Here is a 15,790-nt window from a genome sequence, read left to right on the forward strand (position 1 = left end):
AACTCCCTGGTCTTGTTGGTCTTGACGCTAGAGATGACCGGTACGGTGATGCTCGGGCTGCGCGCCCGGGACCGGAAACCGGATCGTGGTGCCGAGCGTGATCCAGTTGGCGTTCTCGCCGGTGATGTTGTGGCCATAGATCACATCGACGGAGAATATCTCATTCGGACGGTAGCGCACGCCGGTCTGGAGGCGCGGCTGCACGACACTCGCGATCTCGGACGCGCCAGCCTGCCCGTACGCCTCGATCGTCCACTGCAATGTGTCGGTGAACTTCCAGTCGAAGCCGACGCCGTAGGTCAGATAGTGCCGGTCGACGGTACGATCCCAGAGCCAGCCGCCGTTGAGATTGATGCGCATGGTCTCGGACAGGCGAAAGGTTGCGGGGATGACGGCAAAGGCGGTCAGCGTCTCGCCGGTCGCCGCGTCGAACGATCCACCGCCATAGGCCGACAATCCCCAGCGGCCGATCCCGGTCGGGATGAAATTGGTCTTGGCTTTCGGAGCCAATGTCGTGCTCCAGTCGCCGTCGCTGCGGGCCCGGATGGTTTGAAGGCTCAGCTCGATCGGCCTGAAGGGGTCGACGACGCAGGAGGGATTGGCGACCGCGGAAAAATCCGTGTTGGACGCAGCCGACATCCAGCTCTCGACCTTGCAGGAGCCGACTTCGGAGATATCGGCGGCATCTACCGCATAAGCGCCATTCGCGGCACGCGCATCCTGGGCCGCGAGTGCGACAAGTGTCGCGATTGCGGCGGTCCTTCCGGTGTGTGCAGCCCATCCCATGGCGCGATGTTAGCAGAGTCTTCGCCTCGACAACGCCCGGATTCTGGGACTATCTTCTTACCCATGAGCGAGCATCACCACCACGATCACGACCACTCCGAGTTGTCGGAGACCGAGCTGCGCGTGCGCGCGCTCGAGACGATCCTGACCGAAAAGGGCTATGTCGAGCCGGCCGCGCTCGACGCCATCATCCAGGCCTATGAGACCAAAATCGGCCCGCACAACGGCGCCCGCGTCGTTGCCAAGGCCTGGACCGATCCGGCGTTCAAGCAGGCGCTGCTGGAGGATGGCTCCAAGGCGATCGGCACGCTCGGCCATGTCAGCCGCGTCGGCGACCATCTCGTCGTGGTCGAGAACACGCCCACGCGTCACAACATGGTCGTGTGCACGCTGTGCTCCTGCTACCCTTGGGAAATGCTCGGGCTGCCTCCGGTCTGGTACAAGGCGGCGCCCTACCGCTCGCGCGCGGTGAAGGACCCGCGCGGCGTGCTCGCCGATTTCGACGTCAGCCTGCCGAAGGACGTGGAGATCCGGGTGTGGGATTCCACCGCCGAGACGCGCTTCCTGGTGCTGCCGATGCGCCCAGCGGGCACCGAGGGCTGGAGCGAGGAGCAGCTCGCCGAACTCGTCACGCGCGATTCCATGATCGGCACCGGATTCCCGCGACAGCCGGGAGCGCCGTCATGAACGGCGTGCACGACATGGGCGGCATGGACGGCTTCGGCAAGGTCGAGCCGGAGCCGAACGAGCCGATGTTTCACGCGCATTGGGAAGAGCGTGTGCTGGCGATGGTGCGCGCGATGGGCGCGGCCGGTGCCTTCAACATCGACACCTCGCGCTTCTACCGCGAAACGCTCCCGCCGGAGGTCTATCTCTCGAGCTCCTATTACAAGAAATGGTTTCTCGGGCTCGAGGAGATGCTGATCGAGAAAGGCTACCTCTCCCGTGAAGAGGTCGCTGCCGGCCATGCGCTGCAACCTGCCAAGACGCTCAAGCACGGCAAGTTCGATCTCACCCAGGTCGAGCGCGTGATGGTCCGCGGCAAGTTCGGGCGCACACCGCCTGCGCCCGCCAAGTTCAACATCGGCGATCGCGTGCGCGCCAGGAATATCCATCCGGCCACGCACACGCGGCTGCCGCGCTATGTCCGCGGCCATGTCGGCGTGATCGAACTGAACCATGGCTGCCACGTCTTTCCTGATACGGCGGCGATGGAGCGCGGCGAACATCCGCAATGGCTCTACACGGTCGTATTCGAGGGCCGCGATCTCTGGGGCGAGGATGGTGATCCCACCCTGAAGGTCTCGATCGACGCCTTCGAGCCCTATTTGGACCCGGCGTGATGAGCAGCGCGGCAGCAGCGGTCGCCACGGCAGCCATACCAGGCATTCCCCGCGATGAAGACGGCGGCCCGGTGTTCCGCGCGCCCTGGGAGGCGCATGCTTTCGCGATGGCGCTGACGCTGCACGAACGAGGCGTGTTCACCTGGCCGGAATGGGCGGCCAGCCTCGCGGACGAGATCAAGCGCGCGCAGGCCGCCGGCGATCCTGATACGGGCGAGACCTATTATCTGCACTGGCTCGCGACGCTTGAGGGCCTCGTCGCACGCAAGGGCGTCGCGTCGATGGAGACGCTGCATCGCTATCGCGATGCCTGGGACCATGCGGCGGATCGCACCCCGCACGGCAAGCCGATCGAGCTGCGGCCGGAAGATTTTCGGTAGCTCGGTGATTGGCACACTTGTGCCAGGCCCTGGGCTGTCATTCCACGCGAAGGCGGGGAATCCGTACGCTGCAGCTTCTCGGCTCAAGCACGGTCTCTGGGATACTGGATCGCCCGCCTTCGCGAGCGACGAGTTGCGGCGAGGGTGGCAGCGAAGCCAGACCTCCTAACGCCCCGCCGCGTACTCCCGCCACCCCTTCGCCCGCAAGCTGCAGGCCGGACACTCGCCGCAGCCATAGCCCCACTCGTGTTGCGCGCCGCGTTCGCCGAGATAGCAGGTGTGGGAGTGCTCGCGGATCAGGTCGACCAGCCCGTCGCCGCCGAGATCCTGCGCGAGCTGCCACGTCGCGGCCTTATCGATCCACATCAGGGGCGTGTACAGCTCGAACTTGCGCGCCATGCCGAGCGAGAGCGCGGCCTGCATGGCGCGAATGGTCTCGTCGCGGCAATCGGGATAGCCGGAATAGTCGGTCTCGCACATGCCGCCGACGATGTGCGTGATGCCGCGCCGGTAGGCCAGCGCCGCGGCGAACGTCAGAAACACCAGATTGCGGCCGGGCACGAACGTGTTCGGCAACCCGTCGGCGCCCATTGCGATCGCGACGTCGCGCGTCAGCGCGGTCTCGGACACCGCCGCCAGCGTCGGAATCGACAGCGTATGGCTCTCGCCAAGCTTTGCGGCCCAGTCCGCACGCAGCGCTTTGACGCCGTCGAACAGCCGCTCGCGGCAGTCGAGCTCAACCGCATGCCGCTGACCGTACTCGAACCCCAGCGTCTCCACGCGCGCGAAGCGGCTGAGCGCCCAGGCGAGACAGGTGGTGGAATCCTGGCCGCCGGAAAACAGCACCAGCGCGGTTTGTGATGAGAATGTGTCGCTCATGGCCCGCGCTTTAGCACCGCGGACGCGGCTCGCCAATCGGTGGAAATCGGCCTGTTCCGCCCCGCCGCGCTGGGAACGGCGGACCGCTTTTGGCATAAGGTTATGGAGCCAGGAGAGCGCCCCGCAATGACCCCTTCCCGCGACATTTCCCGCCTGATCGAGATCATGGCGGCGCTGCGCACGCCGGTGACCGGCTGCCCCTGGGACCTCGAACAGGACTTTGCGACGATTGCGCCCTACACGATCGAGGAGGCCTATGAGGTGGTCGATGCCATCGACCGCGGCGATCTCGATGATCTCAAGGAGGAGCTCGGCGACCTCCTGCTCCAGGTCGTGTTTCACGCCCAGATGGCGTCCGAGCAGAACGCTTTCGCCTTCGGCGATGTCGTCGAAGCCATCACGCGAAAAATGATCCGCCGCCATCCCCACGTCTTCGCCGACAAGGACGGCAATCTCGCCTCCTCCCATGTCAAGGAAGTCTGGGACCGCATCAAGGCCGAGGAGAAGGCCGAGCGCGCTGCGCGGCGGCCGCCGGAGCAAGTGCCGACGTATAAGTCGCTGCTGTCGGGCGTGAAGGCCGGCCAGCCCGCGCTGACACGGGCCATGGAGCTGCAGCGCAAGGCCTCCACCGTCGGCTTCGACTGGAACGACCCACGCGCGGTGCTGGCCAAGATCCGCGAGGAAGCCGACGAGATCGAGGCCGCGCTCGATCGCAACGACAAGCAGGAGATCGCGGAAGAGACCGGCGATCTCATGTTCGCGCTGGTCAATCTCGCCCGCCATGTCGATGCCGATCCGGAAGCCGCGCTGCGTGCGACCAACGCGAAGTTCGAGCGGCGGTTTGCGTCCATCGAGCGCGCTCTGGAGGCGGACGGGCGAACGCTGGAGCAAGCGTCGTTGGCAGAGATGGACGCCCTGTGGAATGCGGCGAAGAGCGACGAGAAACCGGCTACGCCGGCTGAGAGACACGACAAAGTGCGCAGCTAGCTCAATCGTCGCCCCGGCGAAGGCCGGGACCGGTTACCGCGTCGCCACTGCTACGCCGTCAGATGCGGCACCGCGTCGAACCTCGATACGACGATATCCCGCTTGGTCTCGTCCACTCTCACGGTCATATCAAAACGGCCGTCGTGCAGCTCTTTCGCCAGCACCTCGGCATTGCGATGCAGCCAGCTGATGCCGGCGCCATCGGCGGCGTCGATCGAGAGGTCGAGCGTGGTTCGCTTGGCCGCCAACCGCTCCTCGATCGCGGCGAGCAGCGCGTCGACGCCCTCGCCCGTCACAGCCGACACCAGCATCGCGGGATGATCCTCCGGCCGGCGCGCGGCAATGTTGAGGATCTCTTCGCGCTGCTCAGCGTCGTAACGGTCGATTTTGTTCCAGACCTCGATAATGCGGCCGCTGTCATCAGGGTTGATGCCGAGCTGACGCAGCACGGCGTCGACGTCGCTCTGCTGGGCCTCGGCATCTTCATGGGAGATGTCGCGCACATGCAGGATGACGTCGGCTTCGAGCACCTCCTCCAGCGTGGCCCGGAAGGCGGCGACGAGCTGGGTCGGCAGATTGGAGATGAAGCCGACGGTGTCCGACAGCATCGCCTTGCCGCCATGAGGCAGGTTGAGGGCGCGCAAGGTCGGATCGAGTGTCGCGAAAAGCATATCCGCCGCCTGAACGTCGGCGCGGGTCAGGCGGTTGAACAGCGTCGACTTGCCGGCATTGGTGTAGCCGACCAGCGCGACGACACGATACGGCACGCGCTGGCGGCCGGCACGATGCAGTCGCCGCGTCGCCTGCACCTTCTTCAGTTCGCTTTCGAGCTTGGAGATGCGCTCCTGGATCAGGCGTCGGTCGGCTTCGATCTGCGTCTCGCCGGGACCGCCCATGAAGCCGAAACCGCCGCGCTGGCGTTCCAGATGGGTCCATGAGCGCACCAGGCGCGAGCGCTGATAGTTGAGATGCGCCAGTTCGACCTGAAGCGAGCCTTCCTTGGTCTTGGCGCGGCGGCCGAAGATTTCCAGAATCAGCCCGGTGCGGTCGAGCACCTTGGCCTGCAACTCCTTTTCGAGATTGCGCTGCTGGATCGGTGCCAGCGCGCAATCCATCACCACGAGCTCGACATCAAGGCTCTTGGCCAGCGCAGCGATCTCTTCGACCTTGCCCTTGCCGATATAGGTCGCAGGGCGGATCTGGTTGATCGGCGCGATAATGGCATCGGCAACGACGAGATCGATCGCGCGCGCGAGGCCGGCGGCTTCATCGAGCCGGGCTTCGGCATTGCGCTGGATATGACTCTCCGATTGCGCGTCGGCACCGCCTGCGCGCACCCGCAAATAGGGGCCGATGACAAGCACCCGCCCCGTCTGCTTAGCCCCTGACGACCGCGGACGGTCGGCATCCCCGTCAAAATTCCGGGGTTCCAATCAGATCACTCTCAAGCCGGCTGATCCTCGCCACCTTCGAACAACTGGATCGGCGCACCCGGCATGATGGTCGAGATCGCATGCTTGTAGACGAGCTGCGAATGACCGTCGCGCCGAAGCAGCAAACAGAAATTGTCGAACCAGGTCACGATGCCCTGGAGCTTCACTCCGTTGACCAGAAAGATCGTCAGTGGCGTCTTTGTTTTGCGAACGTGGTTGAGGAAGGTGTCCTGTAGGTTTTGTGCGCGGTCTGCCGCCATTGTTTTTTTCTCGCTTTGAGTTTCTTTTTATTGCGCCGGTTGCGGCCCTCATTGTGGCGTTTGGGGCCTCTTCCGGTTGCCGTTCCTCATGAGATCCCCCTCGGAAGGAACAGCTGTGCGATTAGAGGACAGGTGGACTTATTAGGCAAGCCGCTTCACGCGGCAGCGGGCGCCGTATCGCCCCGAAAAACTACGGAAAGCGATCTATTCATCGCTTTATTCATAAGGTGACGTCGCGGCGTTAGCACGTTGTTTTGACGGCATTTTCCCAATGCGAACCGGTGCCCTCGCGTGGCGGGAAACCGGTCAGCCGACACCGAGTGCTTTCAACTTTCGATGCAGCGCCGACCGTTCCATGCCAACGAACTCGGCCGTGCGAGAAATATTTCCTGAGAAACGGCTGATCTGAGCAATCAAATAGTCGCGTTCGAACACTTCGCGGGCCTCGCGCAGCGGCAGGCCCATGATGTGCTCGCCATTGTTGCTGGTCGGCATCGCCGGCACCATGGAGCCGACGTCCTGCGGCAACATGTCTGCCGTGATGATGACCTCCGGTCCGCCGGCGGCGAGAATCATGACCCGCTCAACGTTGTTGCGGAGCTGGCGCACATTGCCCGGCCAGACATGCGATTGCAGCACCGCCATCGCGTCCTGCCCGATCTGCCGCTTGGGCAGGCCGCTGCCGGCCGAAATCTGCTCCATGAAATAGTCGATCAATTCCGGGATGTCCTCGCGCCGCTCCGACAGCGCGGGCACGCGGATCGGCACCACCGAGAGCCGATGATAGAGGTCCTCGCGGAAATGGCCGGCCGCGATCTCCTCTTCAAGATTGCGCGCGGTCGAGGAGATGATGCGGACGTCGACCTGCATCTTGGCGGTGCCGCCGACGCGCTGGAACGACTGCTCCACGAGCACGCGCAGGATCTTGTTCTGGGTCTCGCGCGGCATGTCCGCGATCTCGTCGATGAACAGCGTGCCGCCGTGGGCTTCCTCGAGCGCGCCGGGCTTGCGCGCCTGCTCGCCGTTGGAGTGCTCCACGCCGAACAGCTCCTGCTCCATGCGGTCGGGGGTGATCGCGGCTGCGTTGATGACGACGAAGGGACCGTCGGCCCGGCCCGAGGCCGTATGCAGCGTGCGCGCCGTCAGTTCCTTGCCCGCGCCGGCGGGGCCGACGATCAGGATGCGGCTGTTGGCCTTCGCGGCGCGCTCGATGGTCTGGCGCAACTGGTTCATGCTCGGCGAGCGGCCGACGAGCTGGCTTGCGCTCGGCGCGAGCTGCTTCAGCTCCTTGACCTCGCGTTTGAGCCGCGAGTTCTCCAGCGCTCTGTTCGCGACCAGGATCAGCCGGTCGGCCTTGAACGGCTTTTCGATGAAGTCGTAGGCGCCGCGCTTGATCGCGGCGACCGCGGTCTCGATGTTGCCGTGGCCGGAGATCATCACGACCGGCAGGTCGGCATTGTCCTTTTTGACCTGCTCCAGCAACTGCAAGCCGTCGAGCTTCGAGCCCTGCAGCCAGATGTCGAGGAACACCAGATGCGGCCGGCGATTGCCGATTTCAGCCAGCGCGGAGTCGCTGTCGCGTGCGGTCCGCGTGACGAAACCCTCGTCCTCGAGGATGCCCGCAACGAGATCGCGAATATCGGCTTCGTCATCGACAATCAGAATTTCACTAGCCATGGGTCGCGCCTGTCTTGTCAGCTGCCTGTTGAGGCTTCGATTTTCGTTGAATCATTGGTCTTTTCGGCGGCGTCTTTGGTTTCGGCCGCCGGCTTATTTGTTTCCTGCGCCAGGTCCTTGACAGAACCGCCGGCCTGCGCGCCGGTTGCGTCCTTGACCGCGACTGCCGGGGCCCGTTCGGCTCCCGCCGGGGCCTGTTCGGCTCCCTCCGACTTCGCGGGTTGGCCGGAGATCGCAAAGCGCATCCGCATCCAGGCGCCGCGCTGGCCCTCGCGAAAGTCGGAAGCATCCTTCAACTCGATGCGCCCGCCATGGTCTTCCAACACACGGCCGACGATGGCAAGGCCGAGGCCGGTGCCCTTGGCGCGCGTCGTCACGTAGGGCTCGAGCAGACGCGAGCGCGCGACCTTGGGCAGGCCGATGCCGTTGTCGATCACGTCGATCAGCACGTCCTCGCCCTGGCGCGACACCACGACGTCGATGCGGCCTTTGCCGAGCTCCTCCGGCGGGACCTGCTCGATCGCCTCGGTGGCGTTCTTGACGATGTTGGTGACCGCCTGCGAGATCAGCCGCCGGTCGAACTGGGCGCGGAGCGGATCGTCTTTGAACTCGGCTTCGATATCGATCTCGGGATGGGCGACCTTCATCAGGAACACGGCCTGCCGCACCGCGTCCGCGACGTCCTCGCCTTCCATCACCGGTTTCGGCATTCGCGCAAAGCGCGAGAACTCGTCGACCATGCGGCGGATGTCGTCGACTTGGCGCACGATGGTGTCGGTGCACTGCTCGAAGATCTGCTTGTCCTTGGCCTCGGTGATGTCCTTGCCGAACTTGCGGCGGATGCGCTCGGCCGAGAGCTGGATCGGCGTCAGCGGGTTCTTGATCTCGTGGGCGATGCGCCGCGCCACGTCGCCCCAGGCCGAGGTGCGCTGCGCCGAAACCAGCTCGGTGATGTCGTCGAGCGTGATGATGTAGCTGTCGTGCGGCTGGTTCTTCTCGGCGCTGACGCGGACGGAGAGATTGCGCTCGGTGCCGTCGCGGGTGATCGTGATCTGGCCCTGCACCAGACGCTGGCTGCCTTCGCGCGCAGCCGTCATCATCTCGTCGAGCTCGGGCAGCACGTCGGAGAGCGGATGACCGAGCGTCTCCGCCTCGGAGTGCCCGATCAGCTTCTCGGCCGAGCGGTTCAAAATGCCGACGCTGCCCGATGTATCGACGCCGATAATGCCCGCGCTTGCGGAAGACAGCACCGCTTCGATGAAACGGCGGCGGCTGTCGATCAGGTCGCTGGCGTTGACGAGCTCATCGCGCTGGCTGCGCAACTCCTGCGTCATCTTGTTGAAGGTCTCACCGAGCTGGGCGAGATCGCCTTCCGACTGGTGCACGGGCACCTGGACGTGCAGGTCGCCGGTCGAGACCGTGTGCGCCGCGTTCATCAGCCGCCGGATCGGCGAGACCAGTGAATTGGCGAAGTTCAGGCCGATCAGCACAGAAGCCATCAGGATGGTCAGCGCGATCACGGCGAACATCAGCGCGAAGGCCACCTGGATGCCGAGCCGGCGCGACTCGATCTGGGCGTATTCGGCGACGCTGACCTCGGTCTGCTTGAGCTGATTGACGACATTCGGATCGAGGGGACGGGCAACGTAGAGGAAGGTGTCGCTGAAGGCGCGCAACCGGATCACCGCGGCGACGTAGCTCGCATCGGGAAGGATTGCGATCTCGGGCTCGGATTCGTTGACGTTGCTGAGGAAGTCGGACGCGGGCGGAGAATAGGCGAGCCGCATCCCGGTATCGGCGGATTCCAGGATGTTGGTGTTCTTGTCGATGATCATCGCGCCCGGCAAATTGCGCGAAGCAGCGCTGGCGCTCAGCATCTCCCGGAACGAGCGGCGATCCTGATCGTAGAGCGGCCGGGCATGCGCGATATCGTTGGCCATGCCGAGAATGTCGCCGCGGATCAGCTGCGCATGGTCCTGCATATAGGCCCGCGCGATCGTCAGCGAATTCTGGATCACCTCCTTGGTCGGGCCGGAGAACAACCGGTCGAGGCCGCGTTCGATGGTGACGTTGGCGACCACGGCGACCAGCACCGCCGGCAGCACCGCCACGATCGAGAACAGGCTGACGATCTGGACATGGAGCCGCGCCGCCGCCCTCCCCCGCCGCCGGGCCAGGATCAGCTGCCAGAGCTCGCGGACGATGATCCCGACCAGCAGCAGGATCGTGGCCGCGTTGATCAGATAGATCGAGCGGACCACCGCAGGGGTCGGGTCGATCGTGGTCAGGCCGGTCAGGACCAGGAAGGTCAGGAAGGCCGAGAGCAGCGCCAGCACCACGGCAACGGGCGCGAGCCAGCGCCGCGCCGACCAACGCCGGGGCTCTTCCGCTGGTGCCGTGTCAAAGTGTGCGGCCGAGGTGTCTGCGCTGGTCATTCCGGCAATGGCGATGCTGAAAACGGGCCCGCGACGGGCGGATACTGATGTATTCGTACCACATTGTTGCCGAATTGCGACAATTCCGCGGCGCCTCCGCCGTGACGGGCTGGCGCATCCACAGGCGGATCATGGCCGGGAGTGTGGAGACCTCATATGCGGGAACGGTTTCCGCCCGTGCTGGCTTGACCCCGCATGGACAGGTTCTTCCTCGCGATAATGGCGTCTGCCGTTCTGCTGCTGATCGTGGCTTCCGATCTGCTGGTCAATGGTCCGGCGATGTCGGAGCCGACCAACGTCGCGCGTCTGGTGCCGTCCACCGAGCGCTTGGTCAGGTGAGCGGGCGCGGGTGCAGGTGGCCTAATGCCTCACCCTTGTGTGACCGCGGAACATTCGTCCCTGCCCCGACTTTTGCTCACCGCGTCAGCCAAAAAGGCTCGCGCGATCCGGACAGGCTCGGCTCCGCTCTGGTAGGGGGAGCCGAGTCACCGTCCGTGATGAGCGTTCGTCGCGGCAGAGCTAGCCCCCGCTCCGATACACCTGGATGTCGAGATCCCGGATCTTCTTGCGCAGCGTATTGCGGTTGAGGCCGAGCAGGTCTGCGGCGCGGATCTGGTTGCCGCGGGTGGCCGCGAGCGCAGCCGTGAGCAGCGGCACCTCGATTTCCTTGAGGATGCGGTGATAGAGGCCCGGCGGCGGCACGCCGTTCGGGAAGCCTTGGAAGTGCGATGAGAGATAGGCCTCCACGGCGCCGCCGAGATTGTCGACGCCCTGCTGGACCGCGGCACCGGGGCTGACCGAGGGCGGCGCGAGCTCGCCGTCGATGACGGAGGCCGTGATCACGTCCTGCGGATAGAGCGCGGCAAGGCGCCGTGCGAGGTTTTCCAGTTCGCGCACGTTGCCCGGCCAGCGATGCTGCTTCAGCCGCTCCAGCGCCAGCACGTCGAGCTTCTTGGGCGGCAGGCCGTCCTTCTCGGCCAGCGCGAAGAAGTGACGGATGAGATCGGGCAGATCCTCGATGCGTTCGCGCAGCGGCGGCAGCCGCAGCGGCACGACGTTGAGGCGGAAGAACAGGTCTTCCCGGAACAGGCCCTGCTGGATCAGGACGCGCAGATCCTTGTTGGAGGCCGCGACGATGCGCACGTCCGTCTTGATCGGGGTGCGGCCGCCGACGGTGGTGTATTCGCCCTGCTGCAGCACGCGTAAGAGGCGGGTCTGCGCCTCCATCGGCATGTCGCCGATTTCGTCGAGGAACAGCGTGCCCCCCTCGGCCTGCTCGAACCGGCCGGAGGCGCGGGTATTGGCGCCGGTGAAGGCGCCGCGCTCATGGCCGAACAGTTCGGATTCGATGAGGTCGCGCGGGATCGCCGCCATGTTGACCGCGACGAACGGGCCGTTGCGGCGCTTGCCGTAATCATGCAGCGCGCGCGCCACCAGCTCCTTGCCGGTGCCGGACTCGCCGGTGATCATCACGGTGAGATCGGTCTGCATCAGCCGCGCCAGCACGCGGTAGATTTCCTGCATCGCCGGCGAGCGGCCGACCAGCGGGATCGCCTCCATCTCGGCGTCCTCGTCCGGCGTCGAGACGCGCTCCTTCGGCTCGGCAAGCGCACGGCCGACGATGGCGATCAGTTCCTTGAGGTCGAACGGCTTCGGCAGATATTCGTAAGCCCCGCGCTCGGAGGCGCGGATCGCCGTCATGAAGGTGTTTTGCGCGCTCATGACGATGACGGGCAAATTCGGCCGCATCTTCTTGATCCGCGGCAGGAGGTCGAAGGCGTTTTCATCCGGCATCACCACGTCGGTGATGACGAGATCGCCCTCCCCCTGGCTGACCCAGCGCCACAGCGTCGCGGCATTGCCGGTCAGCCTGACTTCATACCCGGCCCGGGAGAGTGCCTGGTTCAGAACCGTGCGGATGGCGGTGTCGTCATCAGCTACGAGAATGCTACCTGCGGGCATCGTTGATCCTCATTTTGCCCCCTGAGATGCAGCCGACGACTTCCCGGCAGAGTCGTCGCGACTGCTGTGATCGGCATGTTTTACCGATGTGGAATACATCGGCATCAGCACGCGAAAGGTTGTTTTGCGCGGCTGAGATTCGCATTCGATGATGCCCCCGTGATCGCCGATGATCTTGGCGACCAGCGCGAGACCCAGGCCCGAGCCGGTCTGCTTGGTGGTCACGAAGGGATCGAACAGATTGGGCAGAAGATCGTCCGGCACGCCTGGTCCATTGTCCCTCACGCAGAATTCGAGCGGCAGGGATACCCGGGATTTTTGACCGGGGACTGACAGGCGCACGCCGGGGCGGAACGCGGTGGTGAGCTGGATCTCGCCGTCGGGAACGTCGATCAGCGCTTCGGCGGCGTTCTTCACGAGATTGAGGAACACCTGGATCAGCTGGTCCTGGTTCGCCAGCACCGGCGGCAGCGAAGGATCGTAGTCCTCGATGAAGCGGATGTTGCGGGCAAAGCCGGACTGCGCCAGCCGTTTCACATGGTCGAGCACCGAATGGATGTTGACGGGGCCGCGCAACACGGGGCGCTCGTCGCCGAACACCTCCATGCGGTCGACCAGCGTCACGATACGGTCGGCCTCGTCGCAGATCAGGCGCGTCAGCATGCGGTCCTCGGACGAGGCCTGCTGTTCGAGCAGCTGCGCCGCGCCGCGGATGCCCGAGAGCGGATTCTTGATCTCGTGCGCCAGCATCGCAGCCAGCGCGATGACCGAGCGCGCCGCGCTGCGATGGGTGAGCTGGCGGTCCATCTTGTCGGCGATGGAGCGCTCCTGCAGCATCACCACGATATGGCCGGGCCGCTCGGTCAGCGGCGCGACGTGAAGATCGACCTGGCGGTCGCCGCCCATGCGCGGCGTGCCGAGATCGACCTTGTATTCGTTGACCGGCGCGTTCGACGAGCGCACCTGGTCGATCAGCGCCAGCAAGGGACTGCCGAACGGCACCAGCTCTTTCAGCGACTGCCGCTTCAGAAACTGCGTCGAAATGTCGAAGAAGGCCTCGGTCGCGATGTTGGCGGCGACGATCTTGCCGTCCGGCCCGATCATGAGCACGGGATTGGGCAAGGCATCCAGGATCGCGTCGCTGTCGGACGAAACCGGCCGACGATGTTCAGCAGCTGAGCTCATGCAGCAGCGCTCCATGCGAAGTCGTCGAAGGCGTCTTGCAGTGATTGATGGACGCGGCCCGGATCTTCCGAGGTGAGGATGGTCTGACGCCAGGATTTCAGCTTCTCGGCGGGCGCGCGGCTCGCCTGCGCTGCGACGTCGAGGGCCCAGCCCAGATGCTTGCGGGCATGCCTGAGGCCGACGCGCAGACCATAGAGCGCGCAGACGCCCTCATAGAGCGTGCGGACATAATGCAGCTGCGTGTCCAGCGAAGGCACAGCCTCCTCGGCCCCGCCCTTCAGGCGGCGGCCGATCTGACCCGGCAGCCAGGGCTGGCCATTGGCCCCGCGGCCGATCATCACGGCGTCGGCGCCGGATGCCTCGAGCGCCGCGAGCGCCTTCTCGTAAGTGGTGATGTCGCCATTGACGACGAGCGGAATTGAGACCGCCTCGCGCACGGCACGGATCGCATCCCAATCGGCCTCGCCCTTGTAGAACTGGCTGCGGGTGCGGCCGTGGACCGTCACGAGCTTGACGCCGGCGGCTTCCGCGCGCCGTGCCAGCTCCGGCGCGTTGCGGCTGCGGTCGTCCCAGCCGAGCCGCATCTTCAGCGTCACCGGCACTTTCACCGCCGCGATGGTCGCATCGATCAGGCTGACGGCATGGTCGAGATCGCGCATCAAGGCCGAGCCGGACTGGCCGCCCGTGACGTGGCGGGCAGGACAGCCCATGTTGATGTCGATGATATCGGCGCCGTCGGCCTCGGCGATCCGGGCGCCCTCGGCCATCCAGTGAGCCTCGCAGCCGGCGAGCTGCACCACGTGCGGCCCGATGCCGGTGGCTTCGCAACGCAACCGGGACATCCGGTGGCCATTGACCAATTCATCACTGGCGGTCATTTCGGAGACGACGAGACCGGCCCCGAGCTCGGCGGCCAACCGGCGGACGGGCGAGTCCGTCACTCCCGACATCGGCGCCAGGATGACCGGGGTGGCGACATCAATATCGCCTATTTTCAACGGCTTAGAGCCGAATACTGCCGAACCGGTCACAGGGGTCTTCTCGACTGGGCAGGGCCTCATCGCGCCTGCCATGATCTATCTTGCGCACAATTCTTGTGCAGTCAAGCGTCATGCCTACACTTTAGACAATTCTACAAATCTTTCAAGTGCAGTGCAGCAAAATGCTGTCGCGAACAATCCGGGGAAACCCCCTTTTTTTGCGGGCCTGCCGTGCTAGAGGCATGCGGCAATCACCCCACTCCGCGACTCTTTCCATCACCGACTGAGTATTTGAGTCCTATGGCGAAATCACAACGCACCGCAGTCGTCCTCGTCGCAGCCGGACGCGGATTGCGCGCCGGTGCCGGCGGGCCGAAGCAGTACCGGACGATCGGCGGCCAGCCCGTGATCTATCGTGCGATGGAAGCCTTCAGCCGCCATCCCGACGTGTTCGCGGTACAGCCGGTGGTGAACCCCGATGACAGCGCCATGTTCACGGCGGCGGTCGCAGGATTGAAGCACGAGGCGCCGACCAGTGGCGGCGCCACCCGCCAGGCTTCGGTGCTCGCAGGTCTCGAAGCGCTCGCCCGGCACAAGCCGGACGTCGTCCTGATTCACGACGCCGCGCGTCCCTTCGTCTCAGCCGGCGTGATCTCGCGCGCAATCGAGGCCGCAGGCCGTACCGGTGCCGCGATCCCCGTCGTTGCCGTCACCGACACCATCAAGATCACCGGCGCGGGCGGCGATGTCGAGGGCACGCCAGAGCGGGCTTCCTTGCGCATCGCGCAGACGCCGCAATCCTTTCGTTTCGACGTCATCCTCGAGGCGCATCGTCGCGCCGCGAAGGATGGCCGCAGCGATTTCACCGACGATGCCGCGATTGCCGAATGGGCGGGATTGACGGTTGCAACCTTTGAAGGCGATGTTGCCAACATGAAGCTCACCACTCCCGAGGATTTCGTGCGCGAGGAAGCGCGCCTGACCGCCCAGCTCGGCGACATCAGGATCGGCACGGGCTACGACGTGCACGCCTTCGGCGAAGGCGACCATCTCATGCTCTGTGGCGTGCGCGTGCCGCACACAAGGGGTTTTCTCGCCCATTCCGACGGCGATGTCGGCCTCCATGCGCTGGTCGACGCCATTCTTGGCGCGCTTGCCGACGGCGACATCGGTTCGCACTTTCCGCCGAGCGATGCGAAATGGAAGGGCGCCTCCTCCGACCAGTTCCTGAAATACGCCATCGAGCGCGTCACGGCGCGCGGCGGCCGCATCGCCAATCTCGAGGTCACGATGATCTGCGAGCGGCCGAAGATCGGCCCGTTGCGCGACACCATGCGCGCGCGCATCGCCGAGATCTCCGGCGTCGACATCTCGCGCGTCGCGGTGAAGGCGACCACCAGCGAGCGGCTCGGCTTCACCGGCCGCGAGGAAGGCATCGCGGCCACCGCGAGCGCCACCATCCGCCTCCCCTGGAGTGTCTAGG

At 65.1% G+C, this 15,790-nt stretch carries 15 protein-coding genes; 6 read left to right on the forward strand and 9 right to left on the reverse strand.

What is annotated here, in order from left to right; translation table 11 throughout:
* Nucleotides 1-27: 27 nt before the first annotated feature.
* A complete protein-coding gene (locus tag JQ580_RS05025; protein WP_212278582.1) occupies nucleotides 28-786 on the reverse strand; it encodes a hypothetical protein in 759 nt (252 codons plus the stop codon).
* A 63-nt stretch (nucleotides 787-849) separates the two neighbouring features.
* Between JQ580_RS05025 and nthA the strand changes: the two genes are divergently transcribed.
* Genes nthA through JQ580_RS05040 form a run of 3 tightly spaced genes read left to right on the forward strand, consistent with a single transcriptional unit; the run spans nucleotide 850 to nucleotide 2,509 of the window.
* On the forward strand, nucleotides 850-1,473 hold the full coding sequence (gene nthA / locus JQ580_RS05030; RefSeq protein ID WP_212278583.1) for a nitrile hydratase subunit alpha: 624 nt from the start codon (nucleotides 850-852) through the stop codon (nucleotides 1,471-1,473).
* The gene (gene nthB, locus JQ580_RS05035; RefSeq protein WP_212278584.1) at nucleotides 1,470-2,129 is read left to right on the forward strand and encodes a nitrile hydratase subunit beta; all 660 of its coding nucleotides are present in this window, start codon (nucleotides 1,470-1,472) and stop codon (nucleotides 2,127-2,129) included. Before nthA ends, nthB begins: the two co-directional genes overlap by 4 nt.
* Nucleotides 2,129-2,509 (forward strand): nitrile hydratase accessory protein, encoded by a 381-nt coding sequence (locus JQ580_RS05040; RefSeq protein ID WP_212278585.1) that lies wholly within the window; start codon nucleotides 2,129-2,131, stop codon nucleotides 2,507-2,509. Before nthB ends, JQ580_RS05040 begins: the two co-directional genes overlap by 1 nt.
* A 165-nt stretch (nucleotides 2,510-2,674) precedes the next feature.
* On the opposite strand, the gene queC is transcribed toward JQ580_RS05040, so the two are convergent.
* Nucleotides 2,675-3,388 carry a 7-cyano-7-deazaguanine synthase QueC gene (queC, locus tag JQ580_RS05045; protein ID WP_212278586.1) on the reverse strand — a complete coding sequence of 238 codons (714 nt, stop codon included), beginning with the start codon at nucleotides 3,386-3,388 and terminating at the stop codon, nucleotides 2,675-2,677.
* Nucleotides 3,389-3,514: 126 nt separating this feature from the next.
* On the opposite strand from queC, the gene mazG reads away from it, so the two are divergent.
* The gene (gene mazG, locus JQ580_RS05050) at nucleotides 3,515-4,375 is read left to right on the forward strand and encodes a nucleoside triphosphate pyrophosphohydrolase (protein ID WP_212278587.1); all 861 of its coding nucleotides are present in this window, start codon (nucleotides 3,515-3,517) and stop codon (nucleotides 4,373-4,375) included.
* Between the two features lie 50 nt (nucleotides 4,376-4,425).
* Here the strand turns inward: mazG and hflX are convergent, their stop codons facing one another.
* The 4 genes from hflX to JQ580_RS05070 all read right to left on the reverse strand — a co-directional run bounded on the left by hflX (nucleotide 4,426) and on the right by JQ580_RS05070 (nucleotide 10,180).
* On the reverse strand, nucleotides 4,426-5,808 hold the full coding sequence (hflX, locus tag JQ580_RS05055) for a GTPase HflX (protein ID WP_212278588.1): 1,383 nt from the start codon (nucleotides 5,806-5,808) through the stop codon (nucleotides 4,426-4,428).
* Between the two features lie 11 nt (nucleotides 5,809-5,819).
* Nucleotides 5,820-6,068 carry an RNA chaperone Hfq gene (gene hfq / locus JQ580_RS05060; protein ID WP_007591126.1) on the reverse strand — a complete coding sequence of 83 codons (249 nt, stop codon included), beginning with the start codon at nucleotides 6,066-6,068 and terminating at the stop codon, nucleotides 5,820-5,822.
* A gap of 306 nt (nucleotides 6,069-6,374) precedes the next feature.
* Complete coding sequence (ntrX, locus tag JQ580_RS05065; RefSeq protein WP_212278589.1) at nucleotides 6,375-7,745, reverse strand: nitrogen assimilation response regulator NtrX; 1,371 nt, start codon at nucleotides 7,743-7,745, stop codon at nucleotides 6,375-6,377.
* Between the two features lie 17 nt (nucleotides 7,746-7,762).
* Nucleotides 7,763-10,180: a sensor histidine kinase gene (locus tag JQ580_RS05070; protein ID WP_212278590.1), complete on the reverse strand. Its 2,418-nt coding sequence runs from the start codon at nucleotides 10,178-10,180 to the stop codon at nucleotides 7,763-7,765.
* Between the two features lie 195 nt (nucleotides 10,181-10,375).
* Here JQ580_RS05070 and JQ580_RS05075 point away from each other — a divergent pair, with 195 nt between their 5' ends.
* Nucleotides 10,376-10,519 carry a hypothetical protein gene (locus tag JQ580_RS05075; protein ID WP_212278591.1) on the forward strand — a complete coding sequence of 48 codons (144 nt, stop codon included), beginning with the start codon at nucleotides 10,376-10,378 and terminating at the stop codon, nucleotides 10,517-10,519.
* A gap of 180 nt (nucleotides 10,520-10,699) precedes the next feature.
* Here JQ580_RS05075 and ntrC read toward each other — a convergent pair whose 3' ends face one another.
* From ntrC to dusB, 3 genes are read right to left on the reverse strand one after another with little or no spacing between them, the layout of a single operon-like run.
* Nucleotides 10,700-12,142 carry a nitrogen regulation protein NR(I) gene (ntrC, locus tag JQ580_RS05080; RefSeq protein ID WP_028144677.1) on the reverse strand — a complete coding sequence of 481 codons (1,443 nt, stop codon included), beginning with the start codon at nucleotides 12,140-12,142 and terminating at the stop codon, nucleotides 10,700-10,702.
* A gap of 9 nt (nucleotides 12,143-12,151) precedes the next feature.
* Nucleotides 12,152-13,327, reverse strand: a complete 1,176-nt coding sequence (locus JQ580_RS05085; protein WP_212278592.1) for a two-component system sensor histidine kinase NtrB — start codon at nucleotides 13,325-13,327, stop codon at nucleotides 12,152-12,154.
* Nucleotides 13,324-14,325 (reverse strand): tRNA dihydrouridine synthase DusB, encoded by a 1,002-nt coding sequence (gene dusB, locus JQ580_RS05090; RefSeq protein WP_212279209.1) that lies wholly within the window; start codon nucleotides 14,323-14,325, stop codon nucleotides 13,324-13,326. The genes JQ580_RS05085 and dusB overlap by 4 nt, the downstream gene beginning before the upstream one ends.
* A 282-nt stretch (nucleotides 14,326-14,607) precedes the next feature.
* Between dusB and JQ580_RS05095 the strand changes: the two genes are divergently transcribed.
* Nucleotides 14,608-15,789, forward strand: a complete 1,182-nt coding sequence (locus JQ580_RS05095; RefSeq protein ID WP_212278593.1) for a bifunctional 2-C-methyl-D-erythritol 4-phosphate cytidylyltransferase/2-C-methyl-D-erythritol 2,4-cyclodiphosphate synthase — start codon at nucleotides 14,608-14,610, stop codon at nucleotides 15,787-15,789.
* Nucleotide 15,790 lies beyond the last annotated feature (1 nt).

The sequence above is a fragment of the Bradyrhizobium sp. SZCCT0148 genome, from assembly GCF_018129985.1.
Taxonomy (GTDB): Bacteria; Pseudomonadota; Alphaproteobacteria; order Rhizobiales; family Xanthobacteraceae; genus Bradyrhizobium; species Bradyrhizobium japonicum_H.